This window comes from Sorangium sp. KYC3313, assembly GCF_052075895.1.
Lineage (GTDB): Bacteria > Myxococcota_A > Polyangia > Polyangiales > Polyangiaceae > Sorangium > Sorangium cellulosum_B.
Window position 1 is genome coordinate 6,490,058 of record NZ_CP197255.1, and the last position, 26,029, is coordinate 6,516,086.

Consider the following 26,029-nt stretch of genomic DNA (forward strand, 5'->3'; position numbering starts at 1 on the left):
GGCATCCTGCGCGCCGAGATCTTCGTCTTCTTGATCGGTCCCGGTGCCGATTCCGTTCGCTCGGCCGTCGCTGAAGCGATTGCCGATCGAGGGTGCTTGGTGTCTCGCCAGAGGTGATTCACCAGAGGCCATGACAAGCCTTGCTGATTCGACGGCTGTCGTGAACCCTGGGCGCTGTTCACTGGAATTTTCTTGGGAGTCCGGCGAAGCGGCCGGATGGCAGCTTCGGGGGCGGCGTGACCTATGTTGCGGCGGGCTATGCTCACCCCCTCTCGGACGCAGCAGTGTCATCACACCGGCCCGGTCCGGTCTCTGGTGCTCCAGGTTCCATCACGCCGGGCGAGATGGGCTCCGTGATGCGAGCGCCTGCTCTGAGGCATGGTCGCGAGTTGTGGGATCCCGCGCGTCGTCACCCCCTTGCATTATCGGAGAGCAAGATGAAGAAGCCGTCGTGGCACGAGCTCCGTTTCTCGAGAGAAGTCGCCGCCGTTTGCGCGCTCGCGTTCGTGGCCGCGTGCACGGGCGCGCTGGGTGACACGACGGAGGGCCCTGGGGCATCCTCTGCCGGGGGGGATGAACCGCCGGTCGGCTCGGACCCGCCGGCGTTCCAACCCGCGGCCGGGATGCTGCGCCGCCTGACGAGGACGCAGTTCCGCAACGCCGTGCGCGACATGTTGGGCGTCGAGGTCGATATCCATCAGCTCGACGCCGACAGCTGGAACGGGAACTTTGCGGTCATCGGCGCCGCGACCGTCGTGACCTCGGAGCGAGGCGTCGAGCAGTACCACGCGGCGATCGAGGGGGCCGTCGACGCGGTGTTCGCGGATCCCGCGAGGCGAGACCGGTTCATCGGCTGCGCGCCCAGCGGCGCGGAGGACGACGCTTGCGTGCGCGGCTTCATCGAGGCGCAGGGGCGCCGTGCGTGGCGGCGCCCGCTCGAGGCCGCCGAGGTCGACCGGCTGGCGGCCGTCGCCGCGAAGGCCGCGGCCGAGCTCGAGAGCGCCGTCGAGGGGGCCCGCTGGGCGACGGTGGCCCTCTTCACGTCTCCGAACTTCCTGTATCGCCCGGAGCTCGGCGCTCCGAGCGCCGACGGCTCGCTCCGCTTGACGGGCTACGAGACGGCGTCCCGGCTCGCGTTCCTTTTGTGGAACAGCCTGCCGGACCAGGAGCTGCTCGACGAGGCCGCGAGCGGGGCGCTCGGAACGGTGGAGGGGATCCGCGCGGCGGCGACACGGCTGCTCGAGGCGCCTGCCGGGCGCGAGGCGGTCGGCGCCTTCGCCGAGGAGTACATGCGGCTCGATCGGATCAGCACGCAGGCAAAAGACGCGGCGCTCTTTCCGGAGTACAGCCCCGCGCTGCAAGCGGCGATGGTCCGCGACATGCGAGGCACCTGGGAGGTCCTCGCGTTCGACGATCGCGCGAGCGCGCTCGACCTGTTCTCGACCACGAAGGTCGTCGTCAATAGCGAGCTCGCCCAGGTCTACGGTCTCGACACGGCCGGCCTCGGCTCGAGCGCCTTCGAGGTCCGCTCGCTGCCCGCGGACGGCCCGCGCGTCGGGATCCTCAGCAAAGCGGGCTTCCTCTCGCAGTTCGCGAACCAGAAGGAGGGCTCTCCCACCTTGCGCGGCAAGTTCATGCGCGACGCCCTCATGTGCACGCCCATCCCGCCGCCCCCCGGCAACGTCGCCCTCGAGCTGCCGGAGCCGCCCGCGGACAAGCCCCTGACGAAGCGTCAGCGCCTCGAGATCCACCGGACCGAGCCCGCCTGCGCCGGCTGCCACTCGTTCATGGACCCGCTGGGCCTGCCGCTCGAGAGCTTCGACGCGATTGGCCGCTTCCGCACGACCGACCACGGCCTGCCGATCGACCCGAGCGGCGAGTTCGACGGGGTGCCGGTCGCCGACGCGCGCGCGCTCGGTATGACCCTCAGCTCGGACGCCTCGGTCGCGGAGTGCCTCGTCCGCAAATACTACATGTACGCAGCGGGTCACGAGGAGAGAAAGGTGGACAAGCGCGTGCTGAACGCGCTGACCGCCTCGTTCGAAGGGTCGGGGTACCAGCTGCGCGAGCTGGTCCTCGACGTCGTGACCAACGACGCGTTCTCGTCCGTCGCCCCCCAACCCTGATCGCAGGTCCCCCCAATGACGAACAAAGCTTTGAGCCGACGAACTGTTCTCCGGGGCATTCTGGCGACAGGCGCCGCCGTCACCATCCCGCTCCCGCTGCTCGAGATCATGCTGAACGAGAGCGGCACGGCGCACGCTCAGACGAAGACCCCGGTGTCGCCGCTCTACGTCACGTGGTTCTTCGGGAACGGCACGCTGCCCGGTCGCTGGAAGCCGACGCGCACGGGCTCCGGTCAGGCCTGGGACCTCAGCCCCGAGCTCCAGCCGCTCGCGGACCTCAAGTCGTATCTCACGGTGATCAGCGGCCTCGAGAACAAGCTCGTGGTCTCCGGCTTCGAGCACCCCACGGGGTCGGCGGGGGCCACGACGGGCGCGCCGCTCAGCGGGAACGCCGTGCGGGCCGCGTCCATCGATCAGGTCGTCGCGAACGCCATCTCGGAGGGGGCGCCGTACCGCTCTCTCGAGGTGGGATTGACGCCGGCGACGCCGGGCGGCCCTCAGGACTCGCTGCACACGGTCTCGCACAGGGGGCCGAACGCGCGCAACAACCCGGAGTTCGATCCGAAGGCCGTGTTCAATCGATTGTTCATGGGCGGCTTGCCCGAGCCCAGCGATGACGGCGCGGCTCAGGCCACGAAGATCGCGAACGTCCGGAAGAGCGTGCTCGACTCCGTCCTGCAGGACGGCGCGAGCCTGAAGCAGCGGCTCGGGGCGGCCGACAGGCATCGTATCGAGCAGCACCTCGAGTCGATCCGCGCCATCGAGCAGCGCCTCGAGACCACGCCGTCCGGCGGCGGTCCGGCGGCGGCGTGCAAGAGCCCGACGGCCCCCACCGCCGGCAAGGACTCGCAGAGCGAGGCGCCCCCTGCGGTGAACGCCGCCATGGTCGAGCTCTCGGCGCTCGCGCTCGCCTGCGAGAGGACCCGCGTGCTCTCGTTCATGTTCTCGCTGCCCGCCGCGCACGTCTACTACCGGCACCTCGCGCAGGACATGAACGACGACTTCCACGACACCATCTGCCACGGAGATGCCGGAGATCAATCGAGTCAGCCTCGCGTCGACAAGGGCGTGATCTACACGATGCGCTGCCTGAACGAGTTCTTGACGAAGCTCAAGGACACGCCGCACGGCAGCTCGAACCTGCTCGACAGCTCGCTCGTGTACGTCACGTCCGACACCGCGTGGGGCAAGGTGCACACGAGGACGGAATGGCCGGTGCTCTTCGCCGGGAAGGCCGGAGGCCGGCTGCGCGGCGACGAGCACCGCAACTTCCCCGGCGACAACCTGAGCAAGGCGCTCCTGACGGTCGCTCAGGTCATGGGCGTCAACGTGACGGAGTTCGGCATCGACGCGGGGCGGGTCACGTCGCCGCTCGCGGGCATCCAGGTCTGAGCGCGGCGCCGCCGCGTCTGGAGGAGGCGCTCGGCAGGCGCTCGCCGGCCTGCCCGCGCTACCGCATCGTCCCCAACCTAGGATACTGGTTCTATGAACTCGATTTCATCGTTCGCTACAGCGCGGCTCGTCTGCGCGAACCGCACCGCCATCGATGACCCCGGTCCGAGCCCCGATACCGTGGGGATGCGGGGTATCTGCGCAACGCCGGCGATGGCTCTGCTTGCGCTGCTGCTTACGGTCGCCGGATGCAGCAGCACCGAGACGGGCGGCGCGGGGGGAGCCGGGGGAACCGGGGGAGCAGCGCCGGGCGATTCCGGTACGCATGACGCCGCGTCGGGCTCGGGCGGCGGCGGTGGCTCGGGTGGCGACGGCGGCTCGGGTGGCGGCGGCGGCTCGGGCGGCGGCGGCGGCTCGGGCGGCGGCGGTGGCTCGGGCGGCGGCGACGCCGCTCCAGATCTCGCAAGCTATGCGAGCGGGTTGGACAAGCTGTTCGTCGATGCCCCGTGCGCCCCGTCGACGCCCTTGCCGCTGGCCTCCATGGCGACGTGCAATCATCCGCCCAACACCCAGCGCATCGAGAAGCAGGTGATCTTCGGCGGCGATCCGGGCACGACGTACTCGGTCAAGCTGCGGGTGCGCGGGATCTGGGAGCCGACGGACATCGAGGGGGGCGAAATGCCCATGAAGCCGTTCATGATCGGCGGCAGCGTTGGCCCCAGCGACTCCATCAACTACCAGCAATATTCGATTGAGGTGAGCGAGCCGCGCCAGACGTACTGGCTGAACAATTATCAGTACCGCGCTCACGACATTCACAAGGAGGACTACGAGGCGACGATCCAGGTCAACGGCGGCGCCATGGTCAAGGTGGTGATGAACGACGGCAACGAGCGCCAGATCGCCAATTGGACCAAGGACTATTTCGAGGGGCTGCCGCCGTACGACACGGCGCCGACCACCGGCCAGATGCTGCGCCTGGACGTGGTGTCGGTGAGCAAGTAGGGCGCGCCGGGGCCCGACGGCCTCGCTCGGCCCATGATCTCGTCCGCGTCCGGAGGTGCAGTGCGGCCCGGGACGCGCCGTGCTCCGGCTGCGGACAGCTGTTGAGCACGCGCTCGCCCACACCGCGTCGCGGAGAGGGCACCGCGCGCACCATGGGCGCCAGGAGAGACCTGTTCGACGCCCGGCGCGCAGCGGCGAGCCAGAGCCTCGAGGCGGCCCAGCAAGCTGATCGAGGAGGCGGAGCAACCTGTTGGAGCTCGATGAACTCCAACAGGTTCGGCCCGCTAGCGAACTGCCTTCAACAGGCCGAGGCGGTACGGGAGCTGCGAGTATTCGCCGCCCGAGCTCGGGTTGCGTCCTTGATACAGGAACTGCAGATTGCAGGTGTCGAGCGTCGCGGTTTCGTCGTTGCCATCGCGCACCAGCTCGCCATGGCTGACGTCGTCGCTCCAGTCAGCCACGCCTGACGCGTAGGTCACGTTGTTTTGACCTGCGAACGGCGCATTCCAGGTATGCGCGAGCGGGGTCCACGCGCCGTCGAGGCGATCCGCGGTGAACGAGCGATAGAACCTGGCGCCCGTCGGGCCGATGGCCTCGATCACGGTCAAGTACTTGTTCATGCCCTTGATCTTGTACGTGGAGCTCCCCTCGAACAGATTGTTACGATTCGAGTCCTGAAGGGCGACGGAGACGGGGCCGAACCCGTTCGGGAAATTCTGCAGGGTGGTCTGGCTGCGGTACATCCGACCGTCGTCGCCGGTGAAGAAGAGGTAACAATTGGCGCTGTCGCAGATCGCCCAGTAATCGATGGGCAGGCTGGGCATGCCAGCGGGCGTGGACGCGAAGAAGTTCTGGGGTCTGGTCCAGGTGTCCGGGCGGCTCGGGTCGCTGGTCGTGGAGAACTGCGGCGGCTGCGATTGATAGATGAGGTACCACTTGTTCTGAGGCCTGAAGAAGAACATCTGCGGCGCGCACCGATAGCCGCTGAAGCCGGGCGTGCGATCCATGTAGTATTGCGGCGCGGACGCGGCCTGAGACCAATCGGTGAAGTTCAGGTAAGTCATCTGCCAGTTCCCGGCGGTGTTCGCCGTGGTGGCGTAGATGTGCCATCGGTCGTTGAAGAAGGAGACCGTCGGATCTTTGATGGACACGATATTGTGAGTCGAGTCGGACTTCGGGCTTACCAGCATGCCGCTCGACTGCCAGCGGAAGGTGGTGGGCAAGCCGCAACCTTCGCCGCCGCCGCCGCTGCCGCCGCTACCGCCGGTTCCGCCGCTGCCGCCGGCTCCGCCGGTGCCGGTGCTGCTGCTGCTGCTGCTGCCCGAGCTCACGGGTGTGATCCGGAACTGCTGGTTGGTCCCGCCGTTCGACGCCCATTGAACTAAGGCGGTGCCGTCGGCGGTGCCGCGTCCGTAGACGTCCAGGGACTTGCCGCTGTTGCGTGCGGTGAGGCGCACGACGCCGCTGGAGACGTCGGTGAACGACCACTGCTGGTTTTCGCCGGTCCAGCAGGAGTATTGCTGGATGCGGGCGCCATCGCTGGTGGAGGCGCCGGCGACGTCCATGCAACGGTTGCTGTTGACGTTGCGGATGCGATAGTAGCCGCCGCCTGCCGACTCCATGCGGAACTGCTGGCGCGTCGAGCCGTTGCAGCTGGCGATCTGCAGGGCCGCTGCGTCAGCGGTGCTGCCTCCAGCCACTTCGACGCATTTCCCGCTCTGGACGCCGACGATCGTGTAGGTCGCCGCGGTATCGATGGTGACGCCTTCGGCCAGCGCATCGAACTCGTGACCGTCTTCATCGAGCTGCTCGGCGGAGACGCACGCAGCCGTGGCGGCGAACGTCGCGAGCAGCGGCCATCGCCTGAATCGGATTCTCATCATCATCCCCTCTGTTCAAAGGTATACGAAGCGGGAGGTAAGGCACATTGGAAGGCGCCCGGGATCGGCTGCGCAAGCTCGGCCCTACGGGGAGACTCCGTGGAGCCGCGACCGAGCGGACGAGCCTGCGCAGCGATCAACTGACGCGCGGATCTCCGTGGACCGCGCGTCAGCGCGTTCAGCGTCCCAGGTAGTTCATCAGCCAGGACATGGCGGGCCGCATCTGGCCGCTGCTGCTCATGAGCCCTGAGTTGGTCACCCACGTCTGGCCGCTGATGTACCCCCACAGCGTGATGCCTTTCACGCTCGGATGGTCGTAGAACATGGGGAACTGGCTCTGCATCACGTTGAGCTGCTGCGTGTCGTTCGCCAGGTTGATGTCGTACTCGGTGATGTAGACCGGTAGACCGGTGCCGGCGAGCCGGTCGAGGAAGCCCTTGACGGTGCTGGTGTTGAGCTTGTACGCGTCGTGAGCTTGCGCTCCGATGCCATCGATGGGAGCCCCTGCCGACCGGATCCGATTGACGATGTTGATCGTGTTCTGATTGTCGCCGCTGTACTCGATGTTGTTGTAGTCGTTGAGCAGCAGCTTGGCGTTCGGGCAGTACTGCCGCGCCCACTTGAACGCTTGCACGATCCAGTCGTAGCCGCTCGAGCCCGCGCCGCCGAGGGCGTTCATGTACGCCGGGGTGGTGTGCGGGGGCGGCTCGTTCACGACGTCGATGATGGCGACGTCCGGGTAGCGCTGGCAGAACGCCTGGATCCACTCTTCCACCTCGGCGCGCTGCTCGCTCTGCGACAGACCGGCAATCCAGCCCGGCTGCTGGGCACCCCAGATCAGGGTGTGGCCCTTGTAGGGAATGCCCTTCTGGCGAGCGTAATCCCGGACTCGGTCCATGCCGGCCCAGTTCATGACGTCCCGCGTGGGCTCGACGGAGCCCCACTTGCCCTCGTTCTCCGGGCTGATCTGGTTCCAGTACCGGGACAGATCCGCTCGCACCTGCCCGCCGGTGGTGATGTTACCGACGAACTTGCCGCCGGTGCCGCCGCCCCCGCTGCCGCCGGTGCCGCCGGTGCCGCCGCTGCCACCGGTGCCACCGGTGCCGGTGCCGGTGCCCGAGCTCACGGGCGTGATCCGGAATTGCTGGTTGGTCCCGCCGTTCGATGCCCATTGAATCACGGCGGTGCCGTCCGCGGTGCCGCGGCCGTAGACGTCCAGGGACTTGCCGCTGTTGCGTGCGGTGAGGCGCACGACGCCGCTGGCGACGTCCGTGAAGGACCACTGCTGGTTCTCGCCGCTCCAGCAGGAGTATTGCTGGATGCGGGCGCCGTCGCTCGTGGAGGCGCCCGCGACGTCCATGCAGCGGTTGCTGTTGACGTTGCGGATGCGATAGTAGCCGCCGCCTGCGGATTCCATGCGGAACTGCTGCCGGGTCGAGCCGTTGCAGCTGGCGATCTGCAAGGCCGCTGCGTCCGCGGTGCTGCCCCCGGCCACCTCGACGCATTTTCCACTCTGGACGCCGACGATCGTGTAGGTCGCCGCGGTGTCGATGGTGACGCTCTCGGCCAGCTCTTCGAACTCGTGGCCGTCTTCATCGAGCGGCTCGGCGGAGATGCACGCGCTGAGCGCGATCGTCGTCAGCAGGGGCCATCGTTCAAATCGCATTTTCATGAAGGTCTCCTGTACCCAAGCGGGCATGTCGTAAGCTGCGGCGTGAAGCAGCCCCTTGGGCGCATAGATAAGTTGTTGATATGGCGTCGCTTCTTCATGGGGCGGGCGTGCGGTTCGCCGTGGAGACGAGCGGTCGCGCCCAGCGCTGCTGAGGCGCGACCGCAACGTTCGCGGGCTCACCGTTGCTCGCGTCCGTGACGACCGAGCGAAGGAACCGATGCCGAGATCGTTGGTGGTCTCGGTGCGCATGACCGCCCTTCCGAAGCGAAGCAAAAGAATACCGACGAGGCGCAATGTGAGCGCTCACATTGCGGATGTCAATCGCCGAAGGCGAATGAGTGAAGGCGGGCCCTTCGATTCATAGGTAAGTTGTCGATACGGTGTCGCTTTTTCAGAGAGGCCGGATCGCTTGGCAGCTTGGCAAAATGTTCTGTCAACCCAGGGCAGCTCTCGCAGTTGGGACTTGACATCTCCGAAGGGTTTGGACCCTCCTCTTCCCGCCCACACTGGGCTTCTTTGTCCCACGCCGGACTTCTCTCTTCCTCCCTACATTGAACTCCTTTCTCCCCCAACCAGCGCGAGCTGCACCGCGCGCTCGGGTGGGGGACGGCCGCGCTGCCGGCGGCTGTGCTCGCCGCCACGCCTGGGCGCGCCCGCGGCGGGGAGGGTAGGATCACGGAGGATGGAGCCCATCTTGATCATGTTGATCATCTCGGGAATCACGACGCTCGTGGGGGGCATCGCGGAGACGCGGCATCAGGCGAGGCGAGCCGCCGAGGCCCGCTGGCGGCTCGCCGGGCCGATCTGGCAGCGCGCCGCGGACCTGGTCGGCGGCAAGTTCAAGTCAGGGCCGGATCCGTGGGGAGACCGCCGAATGCAGATCTCTGTGGTGTGCGAGAACGTCTCGCTGCTCGTCGACCACGACATCGATCACGACGACGTGTCCGTCGCGCGTTACCACACCCGCATCACCGGTACGGCGCGGAACCCGTCGGGCCTCAGGCTCCGGGTCCACGAGCAGCGGCTGCGCCGGGCGCGCGGCGGGGCATTCCGGGCGCGGCAGGTGGACGTCGGCGATCCGGCGCTGGACGGCGCCTTCGTCGTCAAGGCCAGCATTCCGGCGCTCGCGCGCTGGTGGCTCACGCCGCCGCTGCGCGAGGCGCTCCGCGCGGCCGCCGACTACCAGCTCACGCTCGAGTCGCACCGGCTCACCGCCATCCGCGTCGGGCTGGAGGACGACGCCGAGAAGCTCGCGAGCGCCATCCGCGCCGCCGCGCTCGTCGCGGACCGCGGCCGCGCGTTCGCCAAGGAGCTGCGGGCGCTCTCGCAGGGGCTCGGCGGGCGCCTCCTGTCCGGCGCGGGCGCCGCCTCGTCCGAGGGCGGGATGACCATCGAGCTCGAGCACCGGAGCAGGCTCTTCACCGTGGAGGTCGGCCGGGAAGGGGGGAAGGGCGCGTTCGGCACCCGCGTCCGCGCGGCCCGCGCCGCGTCGCCCTCGGAACGATTCACCCTGAGGCGCCGGCCCAGGCGCGGCCCGCCCCGGGGCGCGCCCGATCCGTCCGGCGACGACGCCCTGCCCCGGGCCTACGAGCTCTCGGCGGAAGCGCCCGACCGGGTGGCTCCGCGCCTCGGCGAGGAGCTGGGGCGCGAGATCGCCGCGCTCCGGCCGGCGGCGATCGTGGGCGACGAGGCCGCGGTCACGCTCGTGTTCGGCCACCTCGAGACGGGGCGCGAGCGGATCGAGCGCGCGATCGCGATCGTCTCCGCGCTCGCGGCCCCCGAGCGGCGCGGGCCCTATCGCTGATCGCCGCGCGACGCGCTGCAGGTCGGGGCGGGGCTGCGCCGTATCACCCCTGTCACACCTGACACGTGCCACACCGGTCAGTGTGGCAGGCACCCGGCCGCCGCGCGTGTGCGCGCCGGCGCTCCAGGGAGAGGGGGTGTCCTCTGGGCGGGAGGGGACAGAGCGCGAGATTCATCGGACATGGCCGCGTGTCGCGCTAGTTCGCGGCCTGTCATCGCTGCTGGCCCCGCTCTTGCCATGTCCTGCGGTGAAGGCCGCCGCGACGCGCTGACGAGCCGACGAGCCCGCGGGGGGGCCCGCGGGCGCGCCGCATTCGTTGTGATCGAGGGTGTGTCGCGCGCCGGCCGCCGCGCGGGCGCGAGCCCGCGCTCAACCCACGTAGGACCGAGGAGAATGACCATGACCTTGAATTCGATGCTCCGTGATGTCTCGATGGCTCGCACCGCCCGCCGCGCCGCGGCCCTCGCGCTGGGGCTCTGCGCCCTCGGCGGCTGCGCCGCGGGGCAGGAGCCGGCGGACGCGGCGGTCGAGGAGGGGCTCGCCCCGATCACGAGCCTGCAGCTCTCGAGCGGCGCCGAGGTTCATTTCTACGAGCCGGAGGAGGGCCGCGTCCTGGCCTTCACCACCGGCGAGCTCGCCGAGTCCATGGAGCGGCTGCCCCCCGTCGCGCTCTACGAGGCGCTCTCGCGGCAGGTCGCGCCGCCGGCGCTGATCGCGGCGCAGGCGCGCATGGACGCGGCCCGGCTCGCGCGCGGCCCGCGCCGCGCCGCGATCGCGACCGACGTGGACGTGATCGAGGAGGCGACGCCGGCGCCGCGAGCGGGAGAGGAGCTCGGGACCGCCGCGCAAGCCCTGACGGCGAGCGATTTCGTGGCGAGTTATTGCAGCGCGAGCAACGTCGATTTCGATTATTGCTGGACCGACAGCACCGTCGGCCGCACGGTCAGGGTCAAGGGCACCAAGTGGTATCACGCCCACGCGGACTCCACCTCGGGCACCATCCAGATGGCTGTGTACTACGAGAACATGTGGGGCAACGATGTCCTGGTCTTCCTCCGGACCATCACGTCGACAGGGGGGGTGTTCTCCTACGAGACAGAAGACAATGATACGTACAAGGTCGTCATCTCGCAGGTGGACCCCGGCAACACCTATCATCTCTCGGTCCACGGCGATCAGTAGGCGGCGGCCCGTCGCGCCCTTCTGCGCGGCGAACCGCCCGGGCGAGATCGGCCGCCCTACCAGCCCGGGGCGCTGCGACAGGACGACCAGCGCGCGAGCTTCGCGCGCCTGAGCTTGCTCCACTGGCTGGCGGGGCGTGATAGATCGTGGGCCTGCGGCATGCAGCCTCGGGTCGATTCGCTGGCGCCTCCTCCGTGCGCGGCCTCCCAGGGGCGGAGAGGGGCAGGATGAGCGCGGGTCGGGACGAGCCGACGACGCTGGTCCGCACCCGGCGGCGCGCCGGCTGCGCCGCCGAGCCGCGGCCGTTCCTCTTCCTCGTCTTGCAGTGCCAGCGGCCGATGGATCCGCCCGCGCGGCTGGCGCTCGACGGGATCGACGAGGTGCGCTTCGGGCGAGGCCCGGTGCGCTCGATCGACCGGCGGACCGAGGCGGACCGGGCGCTGCTCGACGTGCGCCTCGAGGACGGCTGGGTGTCGTCCCGCCACGCGCGGATCACGCGCGACGGCGGCCAGCTCTGCCTGGAGGACCTCGGCTCGACGAACGGCACCTTCGTGAACGGCGTGCCACGGCGGAGCGCGACGCTCGCCGAGGGGGACCTGATCGAGCTCGGGCACACGTTCTTTCTGTTCCGCGAGGTCGCGGTGCCCGACGAGGCGGCGAGCGACGCGGCCCGGGCGGCGGATCAGCCGTTCGGCCTCGCCACCTTCTCGCCCGAGCTGGCCGAGCGCTTCGCCTCCCTCCGGGCCGTCGCGCCCGCGCCCATCCCCGTCGTCCTCCAGGGCGAGAGCGGCACCGGCAAGGAGGTCGTCGCGCGCGCCGTCCACGCGCTCTCGGGGCGGCCCGGCCCGTTCGTCGCCATCAACTGCGGCGCGCTGCCCGAGAGCCTCATCGAGTCCGAGCTGTTCGGCCACAAGAAGGGCGCCTTCTCCGGCGCCGCCGAGGACCGGCCCGGCCTCATCCGCGCGGCCGACCGCGGCACGCTCTTCCTCGACGAGATCGGGGATCTGCCCGCGGCGTCGCAGACCGCGTTCCTGCGCGCGCTGCAGGAGTCGGAGGTCGTCGCGGTGGGCGCGACGCGCCCCGTGAAGGTCGACCTCCGCGTGGTCGTGGCCACGCACCGCGACCTCCCGGCGATGGTCGAGCGCGGCGACTTCCGGGGCGATCTCTTCGCGCGACTCTCCGGCTTCGTGCTCGAGCTGCCGCCCCTGCGCAGGCGCCGGGAGGATCTCGGGCTGCTCATCGCCGCGCTGCTCCGCCGCGCCGCCCCGGACCGGGCCGCGTCGATCTCGCTCGGCTGCGAGGCGGCGCGCGCGCTCCTCCTGCGCGAGTGGCGGCTCAACGTCCGCGAGCTGGAGAAGTGCCTGGCGACCGCGATCGTGCTCGCCGGCGGCGGCCGGGTGGAGCTCGACCACCTGCCGCCGCCCGTCGTCGTGCCGCGGAGCGGCCAGCCGCCCGAGGCCTCGAAGCCCGAGGCCCAGCCCGCCGAGCGAAAGCGGCCCGCCGAGGAGGACCAGCAGCGGCGCGAGGCGCTCATCCGCCTCTTCCGCGAGCACCGCGGGAACGTCAGCGCCGTGGCGCGGGCGATGGGGAAGGGGAGAACGCAGATCCACCGGTGGATCGCGCGTTATGGCATCGAGCCAGGCGACTACAGGGACGGGTGAGCGCGCGGTTGGGCGACCGCGCGACCGCGCGACCGCGCGGCCGCCGGTCAGGGGCAGTACTGCGCGCCGGCGGACAGCAGGCCTCCGGGCAACAACGGCGCGAACGGGGAGAACGGGAAGTCCCGGACGACATCCGACGGGTGGTTGAGAAACACGGTGATCGGATGGCGCCATGTGCGCCCGCCGCCCTTGCACTGCTGGAAGTCCCTGTCGCCCTCCACGAGCCCCCCGTCGTCGACGGAGCACTGGTGGAGCGGCGGACACTCCGCGACGAGGAGCGATTCGTCGCAGGCCCCGACCGAGGTGGCGACGCAGTCCACCTCGCCCTCGGCGCCGGCGCAGAGGCGTTCTCCCACGTACGCGGCGTGATCGGTCCAGTATTCACCCGTGCAGGCGAAGGCGTGCTGATAGATGGCCTGCCCAGAGAACTCCGAATGGGTCGGAGCAGGGTGGAACTTGCCTTTCTCGTCCACTTCATTCATCCCCACCGCGAGCCGGGGGTGGAGGGGCTCATCGCCCCACAGGTTCCCGTAGAACGCGCCCTCGCGCCAGCCGAAGACATCGACCTCCGCCGCCGGATACACCGCGGGGCGGAACGTCGCCTCGTTGATGGAGACGGTGCCGGGCGGTGGCGGGGGGCTCGGCCGCGGGTGGCTCGAGACGCTGAAGCGGCGGTTCCTCTCGAGCGCCGCGGCGACGCCTCCGCCCGGCGCCAAGGGGCCGGCGCGGCCGCTCGTCCGCGGGCCGCTCATGAGGCTGAAGTAGCCGCTTTGAGGGCAGACGAAGCGGAGCGCGGGCTCGGTGCGGCCGTCGCAGCGCACCGCGCTCGGATCGATGTGATCGGATGAGCCGGCGTCGCAGCCCCGGATACCGCTGCAGACGCGAAGCACCGTGTCGCTTGCGGGCAGCCCAGCGGCGCTCGCTGGGTCGTCGGCGCAGTCGGTCAAGGGCGCTTCGCCGGTCGCGATGAACACGGTCGAGCCCGGGGTGCAGGAGCCGACGTGCTGGGCCGTCCACCCACAGCTGCGCGACGCGCCATGGGATTCGACCTCACACCGCCTGAAGCTCGGAATGGCGTCGCCGTCCTCCGTGGTCGTCACCACGCGGACGGAGGACGCCGGCGTGAGGAGCCCCGGCCGGTGCTCCGGGAACGCCTGGCCTCGCAGCGAGACGGTGATCGAGCGGCCCAGGGCGTTCACGAGCGAGAGCATGCACGCCGAGACGAGCTGCTGGCACTTCGGCCCCGCCTTGTCCACGGCCCAGACAGGGCAGATGCCGATCTTGCCGTCGAATGTGAATTCCTCGCCTGTCGACGTGTCGGTGTACGAGACGCTCTGGCCCTGCTCGAGGGCGCAGGCGACGAGGTAGTCCATCACCTCGCGCGTGGGCTCGTGGCGGAGCTGGTAGCGGAGCTCCAGGTGCTTGCTGTCGTCGGCGTAGCTCGCGGTCGCGAGCGGGACGGACACCATGACGGGATTGGCCCGCGGGTTCGCGATCAGCGCGTTGCGGGTGAGGGCCTCGGCGGAGAGGCCGTTGCCCCAGACGCCCTGCACCGCGTCCGCGATGGCCGCCACCAGCTCGCTGGCCGACCCGCCGCTGGCCGATCCACCGCTGGCCGGCCCGACGGCCGCCCCGGTCGTCGAGCCGCTCCCCGCCGGCGCCGCGCGCGGCGGCCCGTCGAGCGGGGAGGCGTCGCCGCCCGCGACGGCGCAGCCCGCGCCCACGAGCGAGAGCCCGAAACACAGCGCAATCAACCCTCGTGTCCGGTAGATCTTCACGCGGTCAGGTTCCTTTCTTGTCTCTGGTCCGGGCGATCCGACCGGTCGGTTCACGCGGCGCCGGTCGCCCCGGGCGTGAGCAGGGCGCGCTCGATCTCGTCGAACCGCCGCTGCCAGAAGCCCGCCGACATCGCCCTCGCCTCGGCGAGGAACAGGCGCGCTTCGCCGCCCTCGCCCGCGCGGAGCGCCGAGAGGGCCGCGCTGTGGAGCGCCTCGGCGTGCTCGTGAAGGATCGCGGTCTGCCGCGCCTCGTCCGCGAGCGCGCGCCATGCCGCAGCGTCGAACCGACCGGCTGCCCGGTCGTCCAGGGCCTGCTGCACCAGGCGTGCCAGCGTCCGGGCGCAGGGGGTAAGGTTGGGCTCGTGGAGGCTCGCGCGGGTCTCGGCCAGGTGGCGGGCTGCCTCGTCGTGCTCGCCCCGGGCGACGTGGATGCGGGCGAGGAGAAGGACGTCGTCCGGCGAAGGGCGCTTGTTGAAATAACGCCGCTGGAGGTCGAGGCTGCGGCGCGCGAGCGGGAGGGCCTCGTCCGGCGCACCCAGCCAGTACCGCAGCTCCGCCAGGTTCAGCGTGGCCCAGCGCTCGAGCTGGGCGTGGCCGAGCTCGCGGGCGAGGCGGACGGCCTCCCGCTGGTCCGCGACCGCGCGCCCTTCCTCCCGCCGCTTCACCCACATGAAGACGCGGTTGATGTAGGCGGTGCACAGGTGGAAGACGTCGCCGGCGCGCAGGCAGGCCTCGACGACGGCCTCGGCGTGGCGCTCGGCCTCGTCGAGCCGGAGGGCCACCGAGAGCGACGCGACGAGCACCAGCCGGGCGACGACGTGCGCCTCGTGGTCGCCGACGGCGAGCGCGCCGCGGGCGGCCCGCTCCAGCTTGGGGATCCCCTCGTCGACGCGCTGGTCGCGGCAGTCGGAGCGGCCGCCCGCGAGCAGGCAGCGCGCGTCGAGGCGGGCGTCGCCGAGGCCGGCGCAGAGCTCGGCGGCGCGCGCCGCGAGCGCCGCCGAGGCGGGGAAGTCCTCGAGCCAGTCGAGCACGGTCGCCTCCTCGAGGAGGAGCTCGGCCGCGCGGGCCCGGTCGCCCGCGGCCTCGGCCAGCGCCCGGGCGGCGCGCAGATCGGCGAGCGACTCCTCGAAGCGCTGCAGGCGGTAGCGCGCGCGGCCTCGGCCCGCGAGCGCGCGGGCGCGGGCGCGGGTCGAGGCGTCGTCGCGCTCGAGGAGGCCGGCGAGGCGCAGGGCCGCGGTGAAGCGCTGCTCGGCCTCGACGACGTCGTGCCGGGCGAGCGCCTCGTCCGCGAGCTCGGCGTGCGCCGCCGCCGCCGCGGCCAGGTCTCCCGCGGCGGCCGCGTGGCGGGCGATCCGGGCGCGCGCCCCCGCGGCGCGCGGCGCGCCAAGGAGGCCCTGGAGGACGGCGGCGTGCAGCGCGCGGCGGCGGGCGGGCGGGATGCGCGCCTCGACGGCCTCGCGCAGGAGCGGGTGCCGGAAGGCGTAGCGCGGCGGCGACGCCGAGCGCGTGACGAGCACGCCGGCCCGGGCGAGGCGCGCGAGGCCGACGCCGGGGTCCAGCGCGCCGGCCGGCGGCGGCGCGTCGGCGGCCCGCAGGACGGCCTCGAGCTCGGCCGGGGAGAGGTCGTCGCCGAGGATCGCCGCGCGCTCGAGCAGGTCCACGAGCGGCGGCGGCAGGGCGGCGAGCGCGCGCTCGGCGAGGCGCTCGCCGAGCGGCGCGGCCGACAGGGAGAGCAGATCGTCCGGCGCGAGCGTCCAGCCCTCGCCGCCCCGGGCGCGCTGGATCGCGCCGCCGACGCGCAGCGCGCACGCCACCTCCACGAGGTCGCGCGGGACGCCGCGCGCCAGCGCGTGGAGGCGATCGAGCACGGCGCGGGGGACGAACTCGACGGGGCGGAGGCGGTCCTGGAGCAGCGCGCCCGCGGCCTCGGCGTCGAGCGGGCCGAGGTCGAGCGCCACGCGGCGGGCGGCGCGCTCCCCGAGCGCCGGGCGGAGCGACGCGATCGAGGGCCGCGCGGCGAGCACGATCGCGAGGCGCGCCGCGCTGCCCTCGGCCGTGGCGAGCTCGATCGCGTCGAGCGCGGACGCGTCGGCGCGGTCGGCGTCGTCGAGCAGCAGCGCGAGCGGCGCGGCGGCCGCGAGGGCGGCCGCGAGCGCGCGGGCCTCGGCGTGGCGGCGCGCGCCCGGCGCCCCGAGCAGCGGCGCGGCGGCCGGGTCTCCCGGGGCGAGCTGCCCAAGGGCGAGCCCGACGGCCGGCCAGGCGCGCGCGGCCTCCGCCGCGCCGAGCCGCTGGACGAGCGCCTCCTGGGCATCCGCGTCGCGCTCGCCGCCGGCCGGCAGATCCAGGGCCGCGCGCAGGAGCGCGACGAGCGTCGCGCCGTGCTCGGCCGCCTCTGGCCGGAGGGCCGCCGCGGCGTGCACGGCCGCGCCGCCGGCGTGGAGCGCCGCCGCGAGCGCCCCGAGGAACCGGCTCTTTCCGTGCCCTTCCGCGCCGAGCGCGGTGACGAGCGCCGGCCCGCCGCCGGCGAGCGCCTCCTGCGCGGCGGCGAGGGCCGCGCAGAGCGCCGCATCGCGGCCGCGCAGGGCGGTCTCGCCGGGCTCGTCGGGAGGCGCGCCGCGCGGATCGAGGGGCCGGTCGGGCGGATCGGGGGCCACACCGCGCGGAGAGGGCGAGGCATCGTGCGGGCCGTCCGCGAGCGCGCGCCGCGCTTCGGCCGTGAGGATCGCCGGCGGCATGGCGTCCGCGTCCCCCGGGCCGGCCCCCCAGGTCTCCGCGTCCTCGAGCGCTGCGCCTGCGAGCGTGACGCCGCGCGTGCCCTCGCGCACCCGGAGCGGAGCCAGGTGGACCACGAGGTGCGGCTCGGTCGCGCCGGCCTCGGCGAGGCGCCGGGCCACCCGCGCCGCCGCGCGCACGCCGTCGCCTGGCGCGTCGGCGGCGGGGAAGGCGAGCACCATGCGCTCCCCGCGAAAGCGCGCCAGGACGCCGCCCTCGGCGCGGGCGATGTCGACGAGCGCGTCCGCGCGCTCGCGCGTGCGCAGGGCGAGCAGCGCCACCGAGCGGCGCGGGTCGATGGCGGGAGCTGGCGCGCCGGAGGAGGCCGCGCGCCCCCGGGACGGGGCCGCCCGCGCTTCCAGCGACGCCGCGAGCGCGCGCGCCACGTCGCTGGCGCGGGCCGGGCGGGCCTCGGGATCCTTCGCGAGGCAGCGGAGGACCGCCTCGTCGGCGCCCTCCGGCAGCGGCGCGAGCGAGGAGGGCGGGGCGGGGCGGCGCGCCACGTGGGCCTGCCGCACCTCGGCCGCCTCGCCGACGAACGGCGGCCGGCCGGTGAGCAGCTCGAAGATCATCGCGCCGAGCGCGTAGATGTCGGCGCGCGCGTCGACGGCGCCCGCGCCGAGGCACTGCTCCGGCGCCATGTACGCCGCCGTCCCAAGGATCGCCCCGGTCTGCGTCAGGTCGGGGCCGAGCGGCGCGCGCGCATCGCCGCCGGCGCGCGCCTGCGCGGCCAGGCCGAAGTCGATCAGCGCGACCTCCCCGCCCGGCCGCAGCCACACGTTCTCGGGCTTGAGATCGCGGTGCACCAGCCCGGCCTCGTGCGCCGCGTCCAGCGCGACCGAGAGCGCGCACGCGATCGCCGACGCCTGCTCGAACGGCATCGCGCCGGTGCCCGGCAGGTCCGCGAGGCAGCGCGCGAGCGAGCTGCCCTCGAGCCGCTCCAGCACGAGGAACGGGCCGAGCTCCCCCGAGCGCCCGCGGCCGAGCAGCGCGGGGACCAGCGGCGGCGCGAGGCGGGCGAGCGCCGCGGCCTCCCGCTCGATCCGGCCGTCGTCCTGCCGGCGCGCCACCTTGAGCGCCACGGCGTGGCCGTCGCCCTCGCGCGTCGCCGCGTAGACGCGCGCAAACCCCCCTTGCCCCAGCAGCCGCTCGACACGGAACCCTTCGACGCGGAGCCCGGGGACGAGCGGCGGCGGATCCCGCTCGAGCGCCTCGTGCTCGCGCTCGTCGGCGCTCGTTCCCGGCGATGGGGCCAGAGGGTGCGCCGGGCACGCGGCGCCGGCCTGCGCTGGGAGGCGGCGATGGCACTCGGAGCAGCGCATGGGGCGCGAGTATACTGGGGTAGGTGCCATGCGGACGCCTGCCGAGCCCAACCAGGACGAGACAGCCGTCATCTCGGGCCGACCGCTGGAGCTCGAGGCGAGCGCCGCCGGCGACGCGCTCCCCGCCGGCGCGGTGGTCGGGGGTTACGTGCTCGACGACGTGCGGCTCGGGGGTGGCTTCGGCGTCGTTCACCGCGCCGTCCCGGTCGGGGGCGGCGCGCCGGTCGCCCTGAAGGTCCTCCGTCGCGGCCTGTCGCTCCTGCCGGCGATCCTCCGGCGTTTCCAGCGGGAGGCGGAGGTGCTCGCGCGGCTCAAGCACCCGGCGATCGTCGAGGTCCGCGGCGTGGGCGCCCTGGACGACGGCCGGCCCTACATCGCGATGGAGTGGGTCGAGGGCCGGAGCCTCGCGGCGGAGCTGAGCGCGCGGGGCGCCTTCTCGCCGCCCGAGGCGGTCGCCCTGCTCGAGGAGGTCGGCGGCGCGCTCGCCGCCGCGCACGCGATCGGCGTCGTGCACCGCGACGTGAAGGCCCAGAACGTCATGGTCTGCCCTGGCGCGGGCGGGCTCGGCGCGCCGGGCGTGAAGCTCGTCGACTTCGGCATCGCCAAGCTCCTCCGCCCGCGCGACGTCGATCGCGCGCGCGGCGCCAAGAGCAGCAGCCTGATCCTCGGCACGCCGCTCACGATGGCCCCGGAGCAGATCCTCGGCGGCGCGGTGGACGCGCGCACGGACATCTACGCGGTGGGCCTGCTCGCCTACCAGCTCGTGACGGGCGAGCTGCCGTTCCAGGGCGCCGATGCGGTCGAGACCGAGGAGATGCACCTGCGCGCGCCGCCGCCCTGCCCGAGCGACCGCGCGCCCGTGTCGGCGGCGTTCGGCGCGGTGGTGCGCCGCTGCCTCGCCAAGGAGCCGGCGGACCGGTACGCGGGCGTGCCCGAGCTGCTCGCCGCGCTCCGCCAGGCGGTCGCCCGGGCGGTCGGCGCGCCGGGCCGCCAGACCGTGGCGCCCGCGGCGCGCTCGCCGGTCGGCGCTCCCCTCGTGGGCGCCGGCGCGCACGGGCAATGCGCGCCGCGGGGGCCGTGCGCCGCGCTGCTCGTCGAGGCCCGGCTCTCGGCGCCGGACGAGGCCGGCGACGAGGCGCTCGCCGACGTGGAGCGCCTGGTCCAGGCGGCGCGCGCGGCGCTCGTCCGGCTCGGGGCGACGCTCGTGGTCGAGAGCGCCGACGCGCTGCTGGCGGCGCTGCCCGCGCCGTACGATCGCGCGCCGGAGCTGGCGTTAGGCTGGGCCCTCGAGCTCTGGGCGGCGCTCGGCGCGCGGGCCGGCGCGAGCCCCGAGGTCCTCCCGCGCCTGGCGCTGCACGCGGCCGAGCCCGAGGCGCTTCGCGGCTGGGCGCCCGCCGCGACCGGGGCGGGCGTGTTCGTGACCGACGCGTTCGCCGAGGGGCTCACCGGGGATGCCGGGGAGGGGGATGCCGGGGAGATCGACCGCGCGCCGCTCCGGGGCGAGGGCGGCGCGCTGCGCAGGGTGGTGTCGTGAGCGCCGCGGCCTGACGCGGGCGGCGCGCTGACACGGCCGCTGCCACAGGGTGTCACAGGGGCGGTGTGACAGGGGCAGCCTGGCTGCGGCAGGCGGGGCGCTTGCGCGGCGCGGAGCCGTCCTGCAGCCGCGACGATCGCGCTTCACCTGATCGCTGACGGCGAACGTGAACGCCAGCCCCTCTCGCGGGCGACCTCGGCAATCTTTGCCGAGCTTCGCAGTCCTTGCTCGCGGGGAAGGGAACCGCCAAGGGCGCCAAGGGCGCCAAGAAAACCGAGGAATAGGGGGGGATGCCCGGACGGCCCCTTCCTCCTCTCCCCTTGGCGTCCTTGGCGTCCTTGGCGTCCTTGGCGTCCTTGGCGGCTTGGCGGTTTTTCTGCCGCTCCGGGGCAAGTTCCCGCGGTCGTGCAAGCTCCGATCGAAGCTCTGGGCGTTCAACGGCAGCAGCGCGGAGGCCAAGAACCTCGTTCCGTGTTGCTACACGGAGAACGTGCCAGGTGACACGATCGTCGTCATGCGGCATCACAACAAGGTCCACGGCTGCACGGTCACGAACAGTCCGCCCGTCAGCACCGCGTTCAACGGGATCCTCGTGTATGGCGGCTACGGCAACGTCGAGATCACCGGCAACGCCCGCGGCGTTCCGCGAAGCTGACGGGACACACGCTGACGACGACGTGGCGCGACCATCGCAGCCCTACATCACCAAGGTATTCCACGAGGGCCCCGGGGTTCCGTCGAAGGCGGCGCAGCCGGCGGCATTCACGACCGACGCCTTGGTCGACGTGTCAGAGTAATCCACGATACCGCACTTCGACGGAAACCACCGCCATGGACCCACGCGCCGTCGCCATTGCCGTCGGCAACGTGGCGGGCGCCGTCGATCGTAGGCGGAGCCAGAAGCCCGTGACGTAGACCGTCCTGCTGCCGGTCTCGAGATGTCGAAGGGCTTTTGGAACACACGGTCGATGCCCAGCTTGTGCAGCTGTCCCCTCTCGAAATCGCGTTCTTCTGCGCTGGTCATCTCGGCGTCGCTGGGATGGCACCGACGACGCTGCCGCTTGACGCGCTCGACGTCGCGCACAAGAGCGGATCCATGTTGGGTATTCGAACGGGACAATGGCTTGGTCGAACGAGACAATGGCTGGGTCGAACGGGACAATGGGTGGGCGTCGGCCTCCTCGCCGTGCTCATCGTCCTCGGCACACAGCTCCTCAAGCGGCGCGCAGGAGCGGGAGCCCGCTCCGTGGCCACGGTGACGTATGCCTGGATGCAGCGGCGGGGGCCTGATGGGCTGAACGTCAGCGTCGATCTCTACGCGCCGCCGCGCGCGAGCAAGCGCGGCCCGCTGGTCGTCCTCTTGCAGGGGAACGAGCCCTCGCAGCCCGACGAGCGACTCGCCTTCGCCGCGAATGTCGGCGACTCCCTACAGCGAAGCGGGGTCGCCGCCGCCGCCGTCTCGTTCAACATCCACACGGGCTACACGCTGCGCGCGTGCGCGGCGGACGTCGCCCGGGTCTTGCAAGAGGTGACCGACGCGCGCAACCCGACGCGCGTGGTCCTCGTCGGACGCGGCCTCGGCGCGTGGATGGCGTCCCTCCTTGCGCTCGATCGGCGGCTCCTCGAGGGGGCCGGCATGGATCCCAGGCGCGTCGATGGCGTCATCCTGTTGCGCGGCACCTACGACCTCGGCGAGGCGGCGCTCGAGGGGCACCCCGACGCGGCGTTCTTCGCGGGCTCGGTCGAAGATCGCAGGGAGTCCTCGCCCATCACGTACGCGCGGTCCGACGCGCCGCCGTTCTTGATGCTGTTCGGCGGGGAGGACGACATCGGCTGGGCGCGCCTCGCTCGCCCCTTCGCGCGCGCGCTCCAGGACGCGGGCGCGCGCGACATCGACTACTTTGTCGTCCCCAGGCGCGATGCGCACAGCATCGCGCACTGGGGCGGAAGGGGAGACATGGTCGGCGATCTGGTGTTCCCCTTCGTCGCCTCGGGCCTCAAGGACCTCCCCATCGACAACCCCTTCGGCGTGCTCCGCCGCTGGGGTGCACGGCCGCCGTTCGACCTGTCGGAGCTCCGCAAGGATCCGCGGGCCATCACCACCTACCCGGTCGACGCCGCGCTGCGGGAGACGATAAGCGGCCTCTTGGGCAAGGGGGGGCTCGAGCGCTACCCCTTGCCCGGCAAGACGTATCAGGCCATCGATCTGCTCGCCTACCTGGCCGGGCGGCCGAAGTCCGAGGTGGGCGAAGGGGACTGGCTGGTGGTCTCGAACCTTCGGGGCGAGCAGCAGTACTTCTCGCGCGAGGCGCTGAAGAAGGCGCAGGCGGTCATCGTGGTCGGGCTCGACGACGAGGACAATCTCTACCGCATCGTCGACTTCTACCGGCTGAAGCACGCCTACTCGTGGATCAAGGGCGAGGAGCCCATGCCCATGATGATCCGGCCGCTCGGCGCGTTCCTGCACTTCCGGACGCCGCTGCCCGCGGACCTGGGGAACAAGACCTACGCGGCATTCGGGCTCGGTGCGGCGAGCTTTCGCTGGGTAGAGAGCGATCCGCTCGCGCCGTTCCGCTCGCTCTCCGGCGGGGTGCGCGAGGCGCTGATCGGCGAACAAGGGTGCGTCAAGTGCCACAGCTTCCGTGGCGTCAACGCACGGGCGCACCACGCGCTGGCGCTCGACGGCACGCCGTACGGGGCGTACGCGCTGCCGCTCGAGGAGTATCCGAGCGAGGTGCTGCGGCGCTTCTTGTTCGAGCAGGACGCTGTGGCAGCGAGCTTCGGGGTCATGCCGCTCCGGGTGGACGAGACCGTCGCGGGGCAGCTCCTCGACATGGTGAACCACGAGAAGAACGAGACGAAGTAGCGGCCCGACGCCTCAGGGCTCCACTTGTTCGTGGAGCGCCGCCGCCCACTCGGCGTGCGCGCGCGCCGAGGGGTGCAGGCCGTCGCTGGCGAGCATCTTCGCCTCCGCCTGCTTGTGCATGAGCGGATAGAGGTCCACGTAGCGCGCGCCGGCGGCTCCTGCCTCGTCGCGCAGAACGGTGTTGAAGGCGACGATGTCCGCGCCGATCTGCCGCGGATCTCCGAACGAAGCGGCGGCCGGAGAGAGCGACCAATCGGGCTGCGGGAGCGCCACGATCCGATCCGGCGCGACGCCAGCGTCGATGATCGCTCGGAGGAGCACCCGCACGCGCGAACGGTAGGCGTCCGCGCTCCACCGACGCACGTAGTCGTTGGCGCCCACCGCGAGCGTCACCAGCGTGGGGCGAAATGGCGCCACCTCCGGGATCTCCCGCTCTTGCACGTCTTCGGTGGTGTAGCCGTTGACCGCGACGTTCTTGAGGGTCACCCGGCGGCCCTGGGCGCGCCAAAGCTCGGCGAGGCGCGAGGGGAACGCGTCGGACGGCGGGTTCCCGGTCCCTGCCGTGAAGGAGTCGCCGAGCGCCAGATAGCGGATCTCCTCGAGCCCGCGCGTGGGCGCGACATCCTCGCTGGTACCGGTGAACGCGCTCCGTGGAGAGCTGCCGAGCAGAAGCAAGGCGAGGAGAATCCCGCCGAGCAGGAGCAAAAAGGGCAGGAGAAGCGGGCGGAACGAGCGCATCAAGAAGGATAGCATCACTTCATCGACGATCTAGATATCCATCGAATCGCTCCTCGCGGTCTGACCACGGGACCAGCCAAGGGGCAGGGTGGCGTGGACGATCGTCGATTCGCATCGGGCTATCCGTCCGAACCTGGCTGCGGCGCCACCCGCGAGTGTATGGACCGGGAGCCTGGGTGACACATGGGGGAAGCCGTTTCCTCGTCCGTCAGGGCGCCTTCACCTCGACGGGGATCGCGGAGCTCGCCCCGGCGCCGTCGCCGAGCTGACCCAGGGTGCCTCTGCCCCAGCACAGGACCTGGCCAGGGCCCGTGGGGCCGCACGCCCCCTCGACGATCGCGCACGTGTGGAAGAAGCCGGCGCTCACCGCGACGACCTTGGCGAGGGCCGTGCCGTCGCCGAGCACGACGGGTTCCATTCGCGTGTTATCGGCCCTCGCCGGCGTGCTGCGACCGAGCTGCCCTTGCTCGTTGCTGCCACGGCAGCGGAGCTGCCTCTGGTCGTCGATCGCGCAGACGAAGACGTAGCCTGTGGACATCGGACCCCAGACACCCGGGATCGCGGCCGCCGTCCCGGCCGGGGGAGCCTCGGCGCCGTGCTGACCTGAGCTGTTGTTCGTCCCCCAGCAGAAGAGGCCTCCCACGTCGTCGCGCGCACAGCCGAAGTTCGTGCCGTAGGAGATCTCGGAGAAGGGCAGCGTCGCTCCCGCCGCGATGAGCGGCGTGTGCGCGCTGTAGTTCGCGCCGCCCTCGGAGCCGGCGGGCGTGTTCGTGAGGATATACCCGCCGCCCATCGCGCCCCAGCAACTCAGCCCGTCTTCCGCCGCCCCGGTCGAGAAGCAGCTGCCTATCGAGCCGATGCCCCGCGCGAGGATGGCCCTCGGACCGGCCGTCGCGGTGAAGTTGAACGCTTTCACCGGGACGAGGCTCTCCTCGCCGGTCGCCTCCGGCCCGAGGCTCGAGAACAGGTTGGACCCCCAGCAGTATATGCTGCTGGTCGAGGTGAGCGCGCACGCCGAGTACCACTCTGGCGCGATCTTGCGCACGAGCAACGGGGCCGTACCGTCATTGACGATCGCCGGGGCGTCGTGGGCCATCGAGTCCTTGGAGCCATTCGCGAGGAGGCCGGTCTCGTTGTTTCCCCAGGCCCAGAGTCGGAGCTGGCTGTCGATCGCGAAGGTCGCCTGCTCGGTCAGCGCGACTTGCGTGATCGTCGCCGCGCCGAGCGACGCGGGAAAAATCACTCTCACCGGCGTGCTCGAGGAGACCGCCATCGCCTGCGGAACACCCAGCTGGCCGAACGAGTTGTCCCCCCAGCAGGTGAGAGAGCCGTCATGCCGGATCGCGCACGTATGGCTGCCGCCCGCAGCCACCATGACGGCGTCGGCGAGCGTGGGGCTGTCTGGCGGGATCTGGCATCCAGGATCACCACCGCCGCCCCCGCTCCCACCGCCGGCCGCGCCCCCGCCGGCCGCGCCGTCGCCGCCCCCGCCGGCCGCGCCGTCGCCGCCCCCGCCGGCCGCGCCGTCGCCCCCGCCGCCCTGCGCATCGATCGGACCGCCGCCCGTTCCGCCACCCGCGCCGCTGTCCGAGAAACGCCGCTCGGGAGCGGTGCATCCTGCCCCCGCAGCGAGGGTGGCGGCGACGACGACGAGCAAGGAGCAGAAGTTCGGTCGCGTCTGGGTGTTCATCTTTATCTCAAGCATCCGGTTACACTCCCAGCGTCCTTTGCACAGCCTTACCGCACGGAGGACAAGATGTCCAGTTGGGCACCGATCACCGATGTCCCCGCTTTCCCGGAGGCCTCAGGGGGCGTTTTGGCATGCACCTGCTGAGCGTGGGCGATCTCAGCAGAGCCTGCGGGCGCCGTCGAACGGCAAGGTTCCGGCTGCGAGTCGACGCGAGCGGTGGGCTCGATCGTCCTTGGATGATGCGGTAGTGGCCCGGGGTACGGCGCGAGTTCCGCGCGTCCCGGCACGCCGGAGCCGCCCCTCAGCCCCTCCACGAGCGCTACCAGGCGTGTCCACCCCGGAGATGGGAGCGACCCGTCGTTTGTTGGAGGCGCGTCCACCGGGAGACAGGGGGCGCCATCTGTTGCTGGAGGCGTGTCCACCCCGGAGATGGGAGCGACCCGTCTTCTGTTGGAGGCGTGTTGACCGGGAGACGGCGCCACCCATCTTTTGCTGGAGGCGTGTCCACCTCGGAGATGAGGGGGACCCATCTTTTGTTGGAGGCGTGTCCACCGGGAGACGGCTGCCATTCATCTCCCGCGTGGACGAGTCAGCTCACCCGGATGGG

At 71.8% G+C, this 26,029-nt stretch carries 15 protein-coding genes; 9 read left to right on the forward strand and 6 right to left on the reverse strand.

Annotated features, from left to right (window positions below; genetic code table 11):
- The first annotated feature begins 437 nt into the window (after nt 1-437).
- From ACSRUE_RS25310 to ACSRUE_RS25320, 3 genes are all read left to right on the forward strand, one after another.
- Nucleotides 438-2,126, forward strand: a complete 1,689-nt coding sequence (locus ACSRUE_RS25310; protein ID WP_441285832.1) for a DUF1592 domain-containing protein — start codon at nt 438-440, stop codon at nt 2,124-2,126.
- 30 nt (nt 2,127-2,156) lie between these two features.
- A complete protein-coding gene (locus tag ACSRUE_RS25315) occupies nt 2,157-3,518 on the forward strand; it encodes a DUF1552 domain-containing protein (protein ID WP_441285833.1) in 1,362 nt (453 codons plus the stop codon).
- A gap of 93 nt (nt 3,519-3,611) precedes the next feature.
- On the forward strand, nt 3,612-4,523 hold the full coding sequence (locus tag ACSRUE_RS25320) for a hypothetical protein (RefSeq protein WP_441285834.1): 912 nt from the start codon (nt 3,612-3,614) through the stop codon (nt 4,521-4,523).
- Between the two features lie 284 nt (nt 4,524-4,807).
- On the opposite strand, the gene ACSRUE_RS25325 is transcribed toward ACSRUE_RS25320, so the two are convergent.
- Both ACSRUE_RS25325 and ACSRUE_RS25330 read right to left on the reverse strand, forming a co-directional pair.
- The gene (locus tag ACSRUE_RS25325; RefSeq protein ID WP_441285835.1) at nt 4,808-6,409 is read right to left on the reverse strand and encodes a non-reducing end alpha-L-arabinofuranosidase family hydrolase; all 1,602 of its coding nucleotides are present in this window, start codon (nt 6,407-6,409) and stop codon (nt 4,808-4,810) included.
- A 172-nt stretch (nt 6,410-6,581) separates the two neighbouring features.
- Complete coding sequence (locus ACSRUE_RS25330; RefSeq protein ID WP_441293127.1) at nt 6,582-8,075, reverse strand: endo-1,4-beta-xylanase; 1,494 nt, start codon at nt 8,073-8,075, stop codon at nt 6,582-6,584.
- A 682-nt stretch (nt 8,076-8,757) separates the two neighbouring features.
- On the opposite strand from ACSRUE_RS25330, the gene ACSRUE_RS25335 reads away from it, so the two are divergent.
- The 3 genes from ACSRUE_RS25335 (at nt 8,758) to ACSRUE_RS25345 (ending at nt 12,722) form a co-directional block, all read left to right on the forward strand.
- Entirely contained in the window at nt 8,758-9,879 is a 1,122-nt protein-coding gene (locus ACSRUE_RS25335) for a hypothetical protein (protein ID WP_437766765.1), read from the forward strand.
- Between the two features lie 399 nt (nt 9,880-10,278).
- Nucleotides 10,279-11,061: a hypothetical protein gene (locus ACSRUE_RS25340; RefSeq protein WP_441285836.1), complete on the forward strand. Its 783-nt coding sequence runs from the start codon at nt 10,279-10,281 to the stop codon at nt 11,059-11,061.
- A gap of 227 nt (nt 11,062-11,288) precedes the next feature.
- Complete coding sequence (locus ACSRUE_RS25345; protein WP_441285837.1) at nt 11,289-12,722, forward strand: sigma 54-interacting transcriptional regulator; 1,434 nt, start codon at nt 11,289-11,291, stop codon at nt 12,720-12,722.
- 47 nt (nt 12,723-12,769) lie between these two features.
- Here ACSRUE_RS25345 and ACSRUE_RS25350 read toward each other — a convergent pair whose 3' ends face one another.
- Nucleotides 12,770-14,500: a hypothetical protein gene (locus ACSRUE_RS25350; protein WP_441285838.1), complete on the reverse strand. Its 1,731-nt coding sequence runs from the start codon at nt 14,498-14,500 to the stop codon at nt 12,770-12,772.
- A gap of 50 nt (nt 14,501-14,550) precedes the next feature.
- On the reverse strand, nt 14,551-18,594 hold the full coding sequence (locus ACSRUE_RS25355; protein ID WP_441285839.1) for a protein kinase domain-containing protein: 4,044 nt from the start codon (nt 18,592-18,594) through the stop codon (nt 14,551-14,553).
- A 28-nt stretch (nt 18,595-18,622) separates the two neighbouring features.
- Between ACSRUE_RS25355 and ACSRUE_RS25360 the strand changes: the two genes are divergently transcribed.
- The 3 genes from ACSRUE_RS25360 (at nt 18,623) to ACSRUE_RS25370 (ending at nt 22,994) form a co-directional block, all read left to right on the forward strand.
- Complete coding sequence (locus ACSRUE_RS25360) at nt 18,623-20,128, forward strand: serine/threonine-protein kinase (RefSeq protein ID WP_441285840.1); 1,506 nt, start codon at nt 18,623-18,625, stop codon at nt 20,126-20,128.
- Between the two features lie 364 nt (nt 20,129-20,492).
- Nucleotides 20,493-20,783 carry a hypothetical protein gene (locus tag ACSRUE_RS25365; RefSeq protein WP_441285841.1) on the forward strand — a complete coding sequence of 97 codons (291 nt, stop codon included), beginning with the start codon at nt 20,493-20,495 and terminating at the stop codon, nt 20,781-20,783.
- 510 nt (nt 20,784-21,293) lie between these two features.
- Nucleotides 21,294-22,994, forward strand: coding sequence for an alpha/beta hydrolase family protein (locus ACSRUE_RS25370; protein WP_441285842.1), 1,701 nt, complete (start codon nt 21,294-21,296; stop codon nt 22,992-22,994).
- A 12-nt stretch (nt 22,995-23,006) separates the two neighbouring features.
- Here the strand turns inward: ACSRUE_RS25370 and ACSRUE_RS25375 are convergent, their stop codons facing one another.
- Nucleotides 23,007-23,747: an SGNH/GDSL hydrolase family protein gene (locus ACSRUE_RS25375; RefSeq protein WP_441285843.1), complete on the reverse strand. Its 741-nt coding sequence runs from the start codon at nt 23,745-23,747 to the stop codon at nt 23,007-23,009.
- Between the two features lie 193 nt (nt 23,748-23,940).
- The gene (locus ACSRUE_RS25380) at nt 23,941-25,437 is read right to left on the reverse strand and encodes an RCC1 domain-containing protein (protein ID WP_441285844.1); all 1,497 of its coding nucleotides are present in this window, start codon (nt 25,435-25,437) and stop codon (nt 23,941-23,943) included.
- Nucleotides 25,438-26,029 lie beyond the last annotated feature (592 nt).